This window comes from Candidatus Manganitrophus noduliformans (genome assembly GCF_012184425.1).
Lineage (GTDB): Bacteria > Nitrospirota > Nitrospiria > SBBL01 > Manganitrophaceae > Manganitrophus > Manganitrophus noduliformans.
In genome coordinates, this window is the sequence record NZ_VTOW01000001.1 from 1,290,330 (window position 1) to 1,304,343 (window position 14,014).

Genomic DNA, 14,014 nt, shown 5'->3' on the forward strand with positions numbered 1-14,014 from the left:
GAAAGTTGCAACCGCCATTTCCATCCCTGAACGAACCTCAAGCAGGTCAAATTCCTTGACAATCGAAACGGCGACCTGATAACCTGAAAAACGGGCAGAGGTTGCGAATGTGGGCCATTTTACGGATAAAAAGGAGATTCGGGCCGGTTTTCTTCTCCAGAGAAAGGCGCTCTCCTCCGAGGAATGTCGGCTTAAAAGTGGGGAGATCGCAAAGCGATTTTTGGCTTCCTCCGAATTCAACGCGGCGCAGACGATCCATTTCTATTTGGCCATGGCTGCGGAGGTTCAGACCGACGAGATGATCCGGGAGGCGCTCCGTATGAAGAAGCGGGTTGTGGTCCCGCTCGTTCAACCGGAGACAAAGTCGTTGGCCCTTTCGGAGTTGATCGAACTTCATCCCTCCAAGTTGCAGCCCGGTCCTTATGGCATTTCCGAACCGCGGCTCGAATACCGGAAAAAGGTCGATCCGAAGGAGGTCGAACTGTGGGTCGTTCCGGGAGTGGCTTTCGATGAGACGGGGAATCGGCTGGGGTTCGGGGGGGGGTATTATGATCGGCTTCTTTCTTCGGCAAGGGGGAGGAAAGTCGGGATGGCGTTTGAGTTTCAGGTGCTCAATCAGCTTCCAATTGAAGAGACCGATCATCCGGTTGATCTGATCATGACAGAAAAAAGAACGATATACATTCAGGGAGACGAAAGTGCCGGCGAAACGAATTGACGGAAAGGCGATTGCGCAGGAAGTCCGCGCCCGGGTGAAGACCGAGGTCGAAAAGCTCGGTCCGAGCGATCGGCCCGGATTGGCGGCGGTCCTGGTGGGAGAAAATCCCGCGTCGAAAATTTACGTTCGAAACAAACGAAAGGCCTGTGAAGAGGTCGGGATTTATTCGGAAGAGCATCATCTTCCCGAGGAGACCACGGAGGCCGAGGTGCTCTCTCTGGTCGAGCGCCTCAATCAAGATCCGAAAATTCACGGCATCTTGGTTCAGCTTCCCCTGCCGAAGCAGATCAACGAGCGCAAGGTGCTCGATACGGTGATTCCGGAGAAAGATGTCGACGGGTTCCATTATATCAATGTCGGGAAATTGGTGGCCAACGAGAAGGGGTTCGTCCCCTGCACGCCCCTCGGCATCATCGAGCTTCTCCTTGCTTCTAAAGTTGAGATCGCCGGAGCGCATGCGGTCGTCGTGGGACGAAGCAATATCGTCGGAAAACCGGCGGCGCTGCTCCTGCTTCATCACCATGCCACGGTGACGATCTGCCATTCGAAGACGAAAAATTTGCCCGAAGTCTGCCGCCAGGCCGATATCCTGATCGCGGCGATCGGCAAGCCGCAATTTGTAAAAAAAGAAATGGTGAAAGAGGGCGCGGTGGTGATTGATGTCGGGATCAATCGCCTTCCGGACGGCCGGATCGTCGGCGATGTCGATTTTGATCCGGTCCAGGAGCGGGCCGGGGCGATCACGCCGGTGCCGGGCGGGGTTGGTCCGATGACGATCGCCATGCTTCTTTTAAATACCCTTCAGTCTGCGAAGTGGAAGAAAGAAAAAGCGTGAGGGGAGACGCGGTCGGAGAAAGGCAAAGGGCTTTATGAAGACGCTCAGAGACGCGCTGGAATCGGGAGAGTTTATTTTAACGGCGGAGTGTTTGCCGCCGAAGGGAACCGACATTGCCGAGTTCTGCAGTCACGCGCGGCGGCTCTTGGGAAAGGTCCATGCGGTCAACGTAAACGATAATCCGGCGGCGACACTGCACGCCAGCCCGCTGGCGCTCAGCAAGGTCCTCCTCGATATGGGGCACGATCCGATCTGCCAGATCACCGGCCGCGATCGGAATCGGCTCGCCATCCAGTCCGATCTACTCGGTTTACATATTCTCGATATTCGAAATGTCCTCTGCCTGACGGGCGACGATATCACCCTGGGGAATCAGAAAGAGGGAAAAGCGGTTTTTGATCTCGAATCGGTTGAGATCCTCCAGGTGGTCCGCAGCCTCAATGAAGGAAAGGAGATGACCGGGAAGCCGATCCAGGGGGCGACCGCTCTTCTTCCGGGGGCGGCGGTTTCGCCGGAAGCGGAACCGTTGGAGCCGGCGTTGATGCAGTTCGGAAAAAAGGTCGAGGCCGGCGCCCGATTTTTCCAAACCCAAGCGGTCTTTCAGCCTGACCGTTTCGAACGATTTATGGCGCAGGCTCGGAAGTCGAACGTCAACATTCTCGCCGGTGTTCTCCTCCTCCGCTCTCTCAAGATGGCTCGTTATGTGACGGAGCATCTCGGGATCTTCGTGCCGGAGCGCTTTGTCCAAAAGCTGGAGCGGGCTGGAAAAGAGGGAGAACTGGAGGTAGGGATCGAAATTGCGCTTGGACTGATCGAGGCGATCCGAGGGAAATGCGACGGGATTCATCTGATGGCGATCGGCGCCGAGGAGCAGATCCCGGTGATCTTGGAACGGGCGGGGCTTTTGCCCAAAGGTCCCGGGTTAAAAAAGGCCGCCGGAGGAGCGGATGGATAAAATCACGGTTCCTCGGATTCGCGAGAAAAAAGAGAACGGGGAGAAGATCACCGTCCTGACGGCATACGATTTTCCTTTTGCCAAGCTGATTGATGAAGCGGGGATCGACATTCTCTTGGTCGGGGATACGGTCGGGATCGTTGTTCAGGGGGAGGAGAGCACCCTTCCGGTGACCCTCGATCAAATGATCTACCATGCCCGAATGGTTTCCCGGGCCGCGAAGCGGGCCTTGGTCGTCGGCGACATGCCGTTTCTATCGTATCAGGCGAGCATCGAGGAGACGATCCGGAACGCCGGACGGTTCTTGAAAGAAGGGGGTGCCGCGGCGGTGAAGCTGGAGGGGGGAGCGCGGGTCGCCGATCGGATCGAGATGCTGGCGCGCCACGATATTCCGGTCATGGCGCACATCGGATTGACTCCGCAATCAGTTCATCGGATGGGGGGATACAAGGTTCAAGGACGCGGGACCTCTCAGGCCAAACAGCTCCTCGCAGACGCCAAGACGGTCGAGTCGGCGGGCGCCTTCTCGTTGGTTCTGGAGGGGATTCCGATTTCCTTGGCGAAGAAAATCACTCAATCGATTAAAATCCCGACGATCGGAATCGGCGCGGGTCCGTACTGCGACGGCCAGGTCCTTGTTCTGCACGATCTCCTCGGCCTCTTCACCCGCTTCCATCCCAAGTTCGTCCGCCGCTACGCCGACCTCACTGCGACGATTACCGAGGCGGTGCGCCGCTACAAATCGGATGTGGAGTCGGGCAAATTTCCCACGGAAGAAGAGGGATACGAGTAGAACGTTCGAAAGGCTTATTTACAAGATTGAGTCGGATGAAATAAAAAGGCTGGGAGAAATCCCAGCCTTTTTGCATTCTTGAGGTGATTATTCTCGAGCAAAGACAATCTCGAGATTGCCGAGGGTTGCATCCTCCCATGAGGCTAACAAGGTCCCATCCGCGGCGGCGATAATGCTCGGGTTCGCTGCGGAGCCTGCCGTCTCGATATTGGAAAAAGCGCTGAACGTATCCCCGCCGTCCTCTGATTTTCTAAATGCCATCCCTGCAAGGTCGGGAGTGCTCTCCATCCAAACGACATAGACAGATGATCCCGATACAGAGATCCGAGGACTATTGGAGTTGCCGGTCGTGTTCGAAAAATTGCTCTGAGCGCAATCATTCGCATCACTAAATTGATCCCCTCGATTTTCCGATAGAACGAGAAAGATTTCCGATCTGGCCTCTGGAGGAGCGGGAGTATTGTCTTGAACGGCAGGACACGGTCCCGCTGGGAGGTGAAGTCCCTCCCAGGCAAGGTAGACCCGGGTTCCTTCCGCGGCCAGGCTCGGCCGGCTTGATCCCTTAATAAAGCGGGAGAGGTCTCTTGCCTGCTGAGCGAGAGGGGGGCTGAAAGCAGAACTTAATGGATCGATCAGTGTCCTGAAGAAAATTTTGGATTGGGGCTGTGGAGGCTGGGGAAGAGGGACATCTTCCCATGCAATGTAGACTCTGTCGGCCGTTGCGGCCAGGGTCGGGGCAAATGAAGGGGACAGGGTGCTGTCATCCTTTGGGCCTGAGATGGTGAAGATCGTTGGATCGAATGTGGTTCCATCATCTGTCGATCTCCTTAGTAGAATTTCCGAGTTGATGATCCGAAATGTTTTGGAGGGAGGATTGAGTGAGTTATCGATCTCGAACTGATAAATGGTTGATTCCCCCCATGCAACGAAGACGTTCTCGCCGGAAGCAACGACGGTCGGTAGTTGCGAGGGGCAGGGATCGTCCCCCGGTGTGTCGGTGTTGTTTCTACAATTCGGAGTCGGGCTCGAAAGTCTCAAGCCGGTCTCACTTAAAGGAGGAGACCAGGTGAAGGTGCCGTTCACATCTTCGCCGCGTCTGTAAAAAATATCAAATTCATTTGCCTCGACGTTGGTTGGAACCGTCTCTTCCCAGACGACATGGACGAAATTCCCCGACGCGGCGATCTGGGGATTGCCCGAGAAGACGGAGGTCTGAGAAACATTGACCGGTGCGCCGAAGGTGGCTCCGCCGTCTCCGGAACGGGAGAGGAAGACCTCCATGTTCTGACCGCCGACATGCTCCTGCCAGACGATATACAGGGTCTCTCCGGACGCAGCACTATCCGGCGCGATGGAGAGAGCCTCGGTGTTGGAAAGGTTGATCACATTGGCCGGAAGCTCGGGAGGAGAGGGCTGATTCTCCCCTTTGCAACCGGAGAGGGTGAAGAGAAGAGCAATCAGCAGAGGAGAGAGCGCGGAATAAAAAAAGCCGGAAGGGCTTTTGCTCCGCGCTTCGCTCTCCGCATTCCGCATTCGGATGGTCCTTATTCTTTGTCGATTTGTGCTTTTTGAAGCCGGCCGCTGTAGTCGCGGTAGATGATCTTCCATTGGGTGTAGAGGTCGAGGGCGCCGCCCCGTCCGCCGGCGTCACGCGGTCCGAGGCCGGTCCGTTTGGTCCCGCCGAACGGCAGCTGGATTTCGGCGCCGATGGTGGAGGCGTTGATGTAAACCAGGCCGGTATTCAGATCGCGCTCCGCCACGGCGGTTTTGTTGACATCCTGCGAGTAGATCGCGGCGGAGAGGCCGAAGGGGACGTCGTTGGCGATGTCGATCGCTTCTCGGAGATTCCGGGCGCGAAGGACGGCGACGACCGGCCCGAAGATCTCTTCCTGCGCGATCCGCATCTTCGGTTGGACGTCGATAAAAATCGTCGGCTCGATGAAATAGCCGTTGGCGTGTTTCCCCTTCTTCAGGGCATTCCCACCCAAGATCAGCTTGGCTCCTTCTTTCTTTCCGACTTCGATGTAATCGAGAATTCTACGATATTGGGCTTCGCTGATGACGGGACCGATCTCCGTTTTTTTATCCGATCCCGGCCCGACCCTCAGCAGGGCGGCCCGTTCGGAAAACATCTTTACAAAACGATCGTGAACCGCTTCATGAACGATCAGCCGGCTGGCGGCGGTGCAGCGCTGCCCGCTGGTTCCGAATCCCCCCCAGATCGCCCCTTCGATCGCAAGCTCGAGGTTGGCGTCATCCATGATGATGATCGGATTTTTCCCGCCGGTCTCCATCGTGAAGTGCTTGTGCATGCTGCCGCAAATGCCGGCCAGCCGCTCGCCGACCGGATTCGAGCCGGTGAACGAGACCACATCGACCTCCGGATGGCGGACCATCGGCTCTCCGGCCGTCTCCCCGAACCCGTGAACCATGTTCAACACCCCCGGCGGGAGACCCGCTTCGATCAGGATCTCGACAAATCGGGTGGCGCAGACCGGGGTTTCCTCGGCCGGTTTAAAGACGACGGTATTCCCAGTGATGAGGGCGGGAGTCATTTTCCAAGAAGGGATGGCGATCGGGAAATTCCATGGGGTAATCTGGGCGACCACGCCGATCGGGACCCGCACCGATTTCGCGTCTTTATTCGGAAGCTCCGAGGGGACCGTCTCGCCGGAGAGGCGTCTCCCCTCGCCGGCCATATAATAGGTCATGTCGATCGCTTCTTGAACGTCCCCCATCGCCTCCGGCATCACCTTACCCATTTCCCGGCAGACGAGTTCTCCGAGCTCCTTTTTCCGCTTGACCAGAAGTTCGGCCGCCCGGTAGAGGATCTCCCCCCGATGGGGGGCCGGTGTGAGGGACCATTCACGAAATGCCTTACGGGCGGCGGTGACCGCTTTATCGACATCCGTCGCATCGGAGTCGGCGACCGTTCCGACGAGGTCTCTGTTGTCCGCCGGGTTGCGGCTCTCGAAGGTCTTCCCGCGGGCCGCATCGACCCACTTTCCATTGATATAATTTCGAATCTTCTCAGCCATTTCGATTCCCCTTTCAACTTATTCATTCTATCCAAAAAGGGCCGAAAAGACAACTGGGGAGACAGGTAAGAAGAGAAGGGATAAGGGGTAGATGAACACGGGGTAAGGGATATGTTTTTACCCCTATCCCATACCCCCTATCACTCGATTCCTTACTCCTCTGTTTTATCTTTTTGATCGTTTGCTTTTTGAAAATTGATCGATTATCATGAGAAAAAGGAAGACAAATGGCGAAAATAAAAACAGTCTTTTATTGTCAGGAATGCGGCTACCAGTCGCCCAAATGGCTCGGGAAGTGCCCCGACTGCGGCGTTTGGAATTCGCTGGTCGAGGAGCGGGTCGAGCCGACTCTTGGGAAGAACCAGGAGTCCCGATGGCTGGCCCAGGGAGAGCTCGACCGGGAGATTTGGGCGCCGAAGCCGATCTCTCAAATTCTCCCCGTTTCCGAAATGCGGGCGAAGACCGGTTCGAGCGAGTTTGACCGGGTCTTGGGAGGGGGGATCGTCGCCGGATCGGTGGTCCTCATCGGGGGGGACCCGGGAATCGGAAAATCGACCCTGCTGCTTCAATCGCTCGATCAAATCGGGGCGGGCCGCGGAAAAGTGCTCTATGTCTCTGGGGAAGAATCTCCGGCCCAGGTGAAATTGCGGGCCGACCGGCTCCGGATCTCCTCCGACCACCTTTATATTCTTGCCGAAACGGCCTTTGAGGAAATCATCCACCATGCACAAGCGGTCCAACCGGTTGCGATCGTCATCGATTCGATTCAAACGATGTATACCCGCCAGATCAGCTCCGCCCCCGGCAGTGTGACGCAGATCCGGGAGGTCGCCTCTCAGCTGATGTTTTACGCCAAGCGTGCCAACGTGGCGGTTTTGATTGTCGGCCATGTCACTAAAGAAGGATCGATCGCGGGGCCGCGCGTCCTCGAGCACATCGTCGATACGGTTCTCTATTTCGAGGGGGACAAGGGGCACCCCTATCGAATTCTCCGGGCGATTAAAAACCGCTTCGGGTCGACGAACGAGCTGGGGGTTTTCGAGATGAAAGGGGCGGGTCTGGCCGACGTCGATAATCCTTCAGGCCTCTTCCTCGCCGAACGGCCGCGCGACGCGGCCGGCTCGGTCGTCGTCGCCGCGCAGGAGGGAACCCGGCCGATCTTGATCGAGCTTCAAGCGCTGGTCAGCGCCTCTTATCTCGGCACGGCGCGCCGGATGGCGTTGGGGGTCGACTCGAATCGGGTCTCGCTCCTCCTCGCCGTTTTGGAAAAGCGGGCGGGGCTTCATCTCGCGGGGCAAGATGTTTTCATCAACGTCGTCAGCGGGATTCAGGTCGAAGAGCCGGCGATCGATCTGGGGATCGCGGCGGCGGTCGCTTCCAGCTTCCGGGAACGCCCGGTTGATCCGGCGACGGTGATCTTCGGGGAGGTCGGTCTGGCAGGAGAGATTCGCGGCGTCCAGCAGCCGACCCTCCGGATTCGCGAGGCTGAGAAGCTCGGATTCAAGCGGTGCATCCTTCCGAAGCGGAATCAGGAACTGCTTCGGGAAGAGGGGGAGATCGGGAACACACTGGAAGTGATCGGCGTCTCGCATCTTGCCGAGGCGCTCGAGTTGATCTAGTTCTTCTAGGAGAGGAAGTTGGTCCGTTCCTGGTTTCGCCTCGCGTTGGTGATGTTGCTGTTCGTATCGGGTTGCGCGAAGAAGGAGATCCGGCCCGTCGATGAGGCGGTGAAGAAAGATGCCTCCTTGGAGGAGCTTCTGACCCTCTATCAACTCCGCCGCCAGGAGTGGAGCGGATTTAAAGGGCTGTTGGAGATCACGGCCGACTCCGAACGTCAGGGGCGCCATACCTTTCAGGCGAGCTGGGTCCACTGGAACGGGGAGACCCGAATCCGGGGATTTAATCTTTTGGGAGGGACCCTCTTTGAATTGCGGCTGGCCGGCCCCAGGGTGACCCTCCATCTTCCCTCGGAGCAAAGAACGATCGAAGCGACCCGGGAGGAATTTGAGGAAGAGGTCCGAACGGCGATCCCGATCGGATCGCTGGCGCTGATCGACTGGGTCAATCGGAGCGCCGTCCCCGACCCGGCGCCGCCGTCGCTTCCGGCTCTGGAGAAGGGGGAGGATCGCTTCATCCTTTATCTCTTGAGGGCGCTGCCGGGGAAGGCGGTTCTGGAGGAGAAGATCGGGATCGAGCGGACGGCGTTCCGGGTGGAGCGAGTGGAGCGATTTGATGTCATGGGTGAGCGGAGCGGCCGCCTGCTCTTCGGCGATTACCGGAAGGTCGGACGACAGGCGTTTCCCTTCGAAGTTCGGGGGGAGAGTGAGGGAGAGAAAGTGACGCTCCGTTTCAGGGAGGTCTCTCCGATCGCTTCAATGGAATAGGACAGAGTAAGGCATGAAGATCTTATCGATTGAAACCGCCACGTTGGCAGGGGGGGTCGCGCTGATGGAAGAGGCCGGCCTGATTGCGGAGTATCGCCTACATGTGGAGGTGCGCCACTCGGAACGCCTTCTCTTGGCGATCGATCGGCTCCTCACCGACAGCGGAACGGCGGTGGCCGATCTTGATGCGATTGCGGTTTCGATCGGTCCGGGGTCGTTCACCGGGCTGCGGGTCGGTCTCTCCACGGCGAAGGGGCTTGCGATGGGGGGGCGAAAGCCGCTGGTGACGGTTCCGACGCTAGAGGCGATGGCTTGGCTTTTCCCCTATTCGAATGCGTTGATTGCGCCGATGCTCGATGCGCGGCGGCAGGAGGTTTATTGGGCGTTGTTCGATATGCAAGAGGGAGGACCCGTTCGGCTTCATCCCGATGCGGCGACTTCGCCCGAGGCGATGCTGGAGGCGATCGGCCGTCTCGATCAACCGGTTCTCTTCGTCGGAGAAGGGGCGGAGAAATACAGGGAGCTTCTCCTGGCGCGCAGACCGGGGGGCGCCCTTTTCCCTCCGAAGGCGCTCCGATTCCCTTCCGCAGCCGGCGTGGCGGAGCTGGGCCTCGCCCGACTGAAAGGAGGGGAAGTCCATCCCCCGGAAGAGGTGACGCCGTTTTATCTCCGGGCCTCGACCGCCGAATTGAACCACCGCGCGAAATCAAGCAGCCAGGGGGCCGGATAAAATGATTCTCCGGCAGAGGCGATGGAATCGGAAATGAATAAAAGAGCGGCGTCGGTTCCTATCCTCTACGATCGGATGACTCCGAAAGATGTCGACACGATTTTAACGATCGAGCGCGCCGCCTATTCGTCTCCCTGGACAAGAAGAATGTTCGAGTCCGAGCTGTGGGAGAACCCCTTCTCATTCGCCTATGTGGCGAGAGAAGAGGAACACCGCCGGATCGTCGGCTACGTTCTTTTCTGGGTTGTTTATGATGAGCTTCACTTGATGAATGTGGCGGTCGAGCCGGCCTGGAGAAGACGAGGGATCGGAGAGGGGCTGGTTCGCTTCGCCCTGGAGAGCGGCCGAAGGAGGGGAATCCGGATGGCGACGCTCGAAGTGCGCGCCTCCAATCTTCCGGCGCAAACGCTCTACCGGAATCTCGGATTTTATCAGGTCGGGGTCCGGCGAAACTACTATCGGGAGCCGAGAGAAGATGCCCTTCTGCTCCAATGCGACTTTGACGGAGGGGGAGAAGAAGAATAGAAATCGTTTCACGTTTAATCACCTCATGAGGGGGGAATCGATGGAGAGAGAAGAAAAGATCATCGAAATGCTCCGCGAAAAAAATTGGCATTTTCGTCACCTCGAGAAACTGCATGGGGAACTTGACCAATCGCTTCACCAGATGGGGCGAAGAAGGGTCTTGACTCCTCAAGAGGAAGTTCAAAAGAAAGAGTTCCAGAAGAAAAAATTGGCCGCCAAAGATGAAATGGTGGAGATGGTCCGGCAGGTGAAAGTGACCGGACAGGCCGATGTCGAAAAATCGACCAAGCGGATCTCCAATATGACGGCTGGAAGACGCTGATGATGTACGGAGTGCGGAGCGGAGAGGGAACTCGCTCCGCACTCCGAAACGACACGATCTGAATTTTTAGAAATGAGGGGCCCTTGTTTGGGATTGGTTTTCCAGAATTGCTGCTGATCCTCGCGATCGCGCTTGTTATCCTCGGTCCCGAGAAGCTTCCTCAGATCGCGCGGGTGATCGGAAGGGGGCTCGGCGAGGTTCGCCGTGCGACCGAGGAGGTGCGGGCGGAGATTGAGAAAGGGGATAAAGAAGAAACGGTCAGCCCTGCGACGAAACCCGAGCGCTCCTCACCCGAAATCAGCGACAAGTAAGCCAATTTTCAAATCGGGAAGATGTAAGCCTTGATGCGGGGAGATCAATCCGCAAGAGGAGTGGAGGAAAAGGGAGGATTGAGGAAAGGTGAAAAAGCCGGCCGGGAGTAAGGAGGGAGCGGGAGCGGAGATGCCGATTTCCGGCCATTTGCAGGAGCTTCGGAGCCGACTTGTTCGGTCGGTCCTGATTATCTCTCTTGCCTTCGGGGCCGCTTTTTATTTTTCGGACACCCTCCTTTTCTTTCTAAAGCGTCCCCTTCATGCCGAATTGATTTTTCTCGCCCCCGCCGAAGCTTTTTGGGCCGACCTAAAGGTCTCCCTCTTCGTCGGCTTTCTGGCGGCCCTCCCGGTGATTCTCTATGAGATTTGGCAATTCGTCGCGCCCGGCCTTCTTCCGAATGAGCGCGGGTATCTTTTCCCGTTTTTAATCTTTGCGACGTTGCTCTTTTTCGCCGGGATGGCCTTCTGTTATCTGGTCGCCCTGCCGCTCGCGCTCGACTTCCTTATCAATTACGGAGTTCGAAGCGGCATCACCCCGCAGATCTCCGTTTCAATGTATATCGATTTTAATCTCAAGTTCCTCTTTGGGTTCGGTCTGGTCTTCGAACTTCCTCTGGCCATGCTCTTTCTATCGAGGATGGGGCTCATGACCCCCGCTTTCTTTTCACAAAATCGAAAGTACGCCGTTCTTCTCTCGTTCCTGATCGCCGCGATCCTGACACCGACCCCCGATATCTTCAACCAGTGCGTCATGGCGATCCCGCTGATTCTCCTTTATGAAGTCGGCATCGTGATCGTTCGAATCTTCGGGAGCGTGGTCTCGCTTCGCAAGGAAGAGCCGGGAGGGATGTCGCCATGAGCCGTCCGAAGGCGTTTTTCCTGATCCTCGGCATGGTGGCCGTCGCCGGATTTTTTTATCTCTCCAACAAACCGCAGGCCTCCACGATTCCCTTCGCATCGATGATCCAAAGAAAGGCCGATTACCGCCCCCCGGTGGAGGGGGTCACCCTTTATCCGACCGACGGTCCCTACGGCGTGGGAGTGATCCAGTCGATTGCGGCGGGCTCCGGAGAGACTCTTTTCGTCGGAACCTACGGCGAAGGCCTTTTCCGGAGCGAGGACGGAGGAAAGCATTGGGTTCCTTCCAATCTCGGCCTGCGGGATAAATTCATCGTCAATTTGATGCGCGTGAAAGGGGGAACCCTCTATGCCGGGACGATCCGGGCCGGTCTCTTCAAAAGCCGCGACGATGGACGGCGCTGGGTCTCGATCAATCGAGGATTGGAGAATACCAGTGTGGAGTCGATGGTCTCCCTTCCCGGAGGGGTGGTCTACGCGGGGACGGGACAGGGGGTCTACGTCAGCAAGGATGAGGGAGAGCATTGGGAGCCTTATAACGACGGGATCGGATCGGTCTTGGTCCGGAGTATAGTTGCGACGAAAGACGGAACGCTCTATGCGGGGACGCAAGGTAAAGGAATTTTTAAACGGCGCCCCAGGGATTCGCAGTGGACGCAGATCATCCGCGCGTTCGATTTTCAAGGGATTGAAGAGCAGGTCGTTCGGGCCTTGGTTTTGGGAAAAGATGAGGCGCTTTATGCCGGCACATTGGGAGCCGGTATTTTCCGGAGCCTGGACGGCGGGGTCCGTTGGCAGCGGGCAAATGCGGGCCTTCCCAACATTTCCATCCGCTCGCTGAGCGTGGATGGCCGGGGGATCCTCTATGCCGGGACCGGCGAGGGGGTTTTCTACAGCGAAGATGACGGGGCGCGTTGGTTTCCGCTCGAGGCAGGGACGGAAATGACCGATCTCCAGATCCACTCGTTCGTCGCCGCCGAGGGGGGCGATCTTTATGCCGGAACCGGCGGAGGACTCTTCCGCGGGCGAATTCGATCCCCCTGGGAGGCGCTGCATCAGGGATTGCTGATCGCTCCCGTCCGGACCCTCGATTATGGCGGGGAAGGGATCACCGTCGGAACCGATGGAAAAGGGGTTATCACCGGTCAGGAAGGGAATTGGATCGGGGAGAACGTGGGACTGGTCAATCTTTCCGTCCGCGGAATGGCCCGCGGCAAGACATTCCTTTATATCATCACCGAAGATGGAATTTCCAGAAGGCAGCATGGTCGGGGCACATGGGCGGCCGTGGAAGGTTCTCTCCCGGCCCGCGTGCTCTCCATTGCGGTGGACGGAATGGAGGGGGTCTACGCCGGGACGGAGGCCGGTCTCTTTTATTCCTCCGATCACGGAAAGGGCTGGGAGAAGGTGGAGGCGGTCGAACCGGGGACGATCTCAGCGCTGGCTGTGAAAGGGGAGAGGCTTCTCGCAATGATGGAGAACACCCTCTGGTCAAAATCGAATGAGGGTTGGAAAAAAGTTGTTTCCAAGGAAGGCGCCCCTTTCCGCTACATCGCCTGGAGAGACGAGGGCTCTTTCCTGGCAGCCAATGAGCAAAAAATATGGGAAGGCGATCTTAATGGCGAGTGGAGAGAGATAAAGGGGGCGCTTCCGAGCGGGGTGAGGATAACCGCTCTGTCGGTCGATCCGGAGAACCGGGAGATCCTCTACATCGGCACGGAACGGGGCCTTTTCTGGAGCAATGACGGGGGGGCCGAGTGGCATCCCGCCCGGCTTTACCAGGGGGAGCGCTTCGAGAAGCAGGTCAATCAGCTCCTCCCGCTTTCAGACGGCACCATCTGGGTCGCCACCGAGGAGAACGGGGTTTTGTTAGGGGTGGATCGGATTCCCAAAGGAGGACTTCTCGCAACGCTTCGGAAACGTTTAGGGTAAGACCGCGATCGTCGCTTCTGAAATCTTCTGATCGATAATCCGGAAGGTGCGAATTTCCGGCTTCTCCTTTTCCAAGGAAATAATCAGGTAGTATGTATCGGTATAGAAGGCCAGGCGGACATCGGTGGCCGAAGGGTAGGCCGGAGAGTGAGGATGCGAATGGTAGATCCCGAGGAGTTCTGTCCCGCTCTTTCGCATCGCTTTGAAGGCCCGGAGTTGTTCCTTGGGATCCATCACATAGCGGAATCGGCGGTCCGGCGGAACCTTCAGATCGGCGATAGCCGGATCGTCCGCCGGCAGGTTGCCGATCTGATATATTTCACTGACCACATTTTCTTTCCCTGACAGAAGACCGCAGCACTCGTTCGGCGCCTCCGCTTGCGCATGGGCGATCATTTCATCGATGAGGGTTTTTGGAATTTGGAGCATCACCCTTTCTCTGTCTAACCCCATTCTCGATCCATAGAGTTTATTAGTAAAAATGTGGGTACATTTTTGTCAGAAACGGACTGTCCCGCCGTTGGAACCTCCTGATAGTATTGAAAACTCAAAAGAATGTCAAACGTCCGTTTGACATTTTCCGGTCACATGGTACCTTTACCAATAGCACCCC

Annotated in this window: 15 protein-coding genes; 12 read left to right on the forward strand and 3 right to left on the reverse strand. The window is 57.3% G+C overall.

Annotated features, from left to right (window positions below; all coding sequences use genetic code 11):
• The first annotated feature begins 109 nt into the window (after nucleotides 1-109).
• Genes MNODULE_RS06440 through panB form a run of 4 tightly spaced genes read left to right on the forward strand, consistent with a single transcriptional unit; the run spans nucleotide 110 to nucleotide 3,301 of the window.
• On the forward strand, nucleotides 110-718 hold the full coding sequence (locus tag MNODULE_RS06440; RefSeq protein WP_168058622.1) for a 5-formyltetrahydrofolate cyclo-ligase: 609 nt from the start codon (nucleotides 110-112) through the stop codon (nucleotides 716-718).
• Nucleotides 699-1,553: a bifunctional methylenetetrahydrofolate dehydrogenase/methenyltetrahydrofolate cyclohydrolase FolD gene (gene folD, locus MNODULE_RS06445; protein ID WP_168058623.1), complete on the forward strand. Its 855-nt coding sequence runs from the start codon at nucleotides 699-701 to the stop codon at nucleotides 1,551-1,553. The genes MNODULE_RS06440 and folD overlap by 20 nt, the downstream gene beginning before the upstream one ends.
• A 34-nt stretch (nucleotides 1,554-1,587) precedes the next feature.
• A complete protein-coding gene (locus tag MNODULE_RS06450; protein WP_168058624.1) occupies nucleotides 1,588-2,508 on the forward strand; it encodes a methylenetetrahydrofolate reductase in 921 nt (306 codons plus the stop codon).
• Nucleotides 2,501-3,301 (forward strand): 3-methyl-2-oxobutanoate hydroxymethyltransferase, encoded by an 801-nt coding sequence (gene panB / locus MNODULE_RS06455; RefSeq protein WP_168058625.1) that lies wholly within the window; start codon nucleotides 2,501-2,503, stop codon nucleotides 3,299-3,301. Before MNODULE_RS06450 ends, panB begins: the two co-directional genes overlap by 8 nt.
• An 87-nt stretch (nucleotides 3,302-3,388) precedes the next feature.
• Here the strand turns inward: panB and MNODULE_RS06460 are convergent, their stop codons facing one another.
• Together MNODULE_RS06460 and MNODULE_RS06465 are read right to left on the reverse strand one after the other, a co-directional pair.
• A complete protein-coding gene (locus tag MNODULE_RS06460; RefSeq protein ID WP_168058626.1) occupies nucleotides 3,389-4,834 on the reverse strand; it encodes a hypothetical protein in 1,446 nt (481 codons plus the stop codon).
• Nucleotides 4,835-4,845: 11 nt separating this feature from the next.
• The gene (locus MNODULE_RS06465; protein ID WP_168058627.1) at nucleotides 4,846-6,339 is read right to left on the reverse strand and encodes an aldehyde dehydrogenase family protein; all 1,494 of its coding nucleotides are present in this window, start codon (nucleotides 6,337-6,339) and stop codon (nucleotides 4,846-4,848) included.
• Nucleotides 6,340-6,566: 227 nt separating this feature from the next.
• On the opposite strand from MNODULE_RS06465, the gene radA reads away from it, so the two are divergent.
• The 8 genes from radA (at nucleotide 6,567) to MNODULE_RS06505 (ending at nucleotide 13,401) form a co-directional block, all read left to right on the forward strand.
• Entirely contained in the window at nucleotides 6,567-7,958 is a 1,392-nt protein-coding gene (radA, locus tag MNODULE_RS06470; protein WP_168058628.1) for a DNA repair protein RadA, read from the forward strand.
• 18 nt (nucleotides 7,959-7,976) lie between these two features.
• Entirely contained in the window at nucleotides 7,977-8,723 is a 747-nt protein-coding gene (locus MNODULE_RS06475) for a hypothetical protein (protein ID WP_168058629.1), read from the forward strand.
• A gap of 13 nt (nucleotides 8,724-8,736) precedes the next feature.
• Entirely contained in the window at nucleotides 8,737-9,453 is a 717-nt protein-coding gene (gene tsaB, locus MNODULE_RS06480) for a tRNA (adenosine(37)-N6)-threonylcarbamoyltransferase complex dimerization subunit type 1 TsaB (RefSeq protein ID WP_168058630.1), read from the forward strand.
• A 33-nt stretch (nucleotides 9,454-9,486) separates the two neighbouring features.
• On the forward strand, nucleotides 9,487-9,978 hold the full coding sequence (gene rimI / locus MNODULE_RS06485; RefSeq protein ID WP_168058631.1) for a ribosomal protein S18-alanine N-acetyltransferase: 492 nt from the start codon (nucleotides 9,487-9,489) through the stop codon (nucleotides 9,976-9,978).
• A 40-nt stretch (nucleotides 9,979-10,018) separates the two neighbouring features.
• On the forward strand, nucleotides 10,019-10,300 hold the full coding sequence (locus MNODULE_RS06490; protein ID WP_168058632.1) for a DUF465 domain-containing protein: 282 nt from the start codon (nucleotides 10,019-10,021) through the stop codon (nucleotides 10,298-10,300).
• An 83-nt stretch (nucleotides 10,301-10,383) separates the two neighbouring features.
• Nucleotides 10,384-10,611, forward strand: coding sequence for a Sec-independent protein translocase protein TatB (gene tatB / locus MNODULE_RS06495; protein WP_168058633.1), 228 nt, complete (start codon nucleotides 10,384-10,386; stop codon nucleotides 10,609-10,611).
• An 88-nt stretch (nucleotides 10,612-10,699) separates the two neighbouring features.
• Nucleotides 10,700-11,470, forward strand: a complete 771-nt coding sequence (gene tatC / locus MNODULE_RS06500; RefSeq protein ID WP_168058634.1) for a twin-arginine translocase subunit TatC — start codon at nucleotides 10,700-10,702, stop codon at nucleotides 11,468-11,470.
• Entirely contained in the window at nucleotides 11,467-13,401 is a 1,935-nt protein-coding gene (locus MNODULE_RS06505; RefSeq protein WP_168058635.1) for a ligand-binding sensor domain-containing protein, read from the forward strand. The genes tatC and MNODULE_RS06505 overlap by 4 nt, the downstream gene beginning before the upstream one ends.
• Here the strand turns inward: MNODULE_RS06505 and MNODULE_RS06510 are convergent.
• Nucleotides 13,393-13,854, reverse strand: a complete 462-nt coding sequence (locus MNODULE_RS06510) for a M67 family metallopeptidase (RefSeq protein ID WP_202882128.1) — start codon at nucleotides 13,852-13,854, stop codon at nucleotides 13,393-13,395. The two genes, MNODULE_RS06505 and MNODULE_RS06510, sit on opposite strands and share 9 nt — an antisense overlap.
• Nucleotides 13,855-14,014 lie beyond the last annotated feature (160 nt).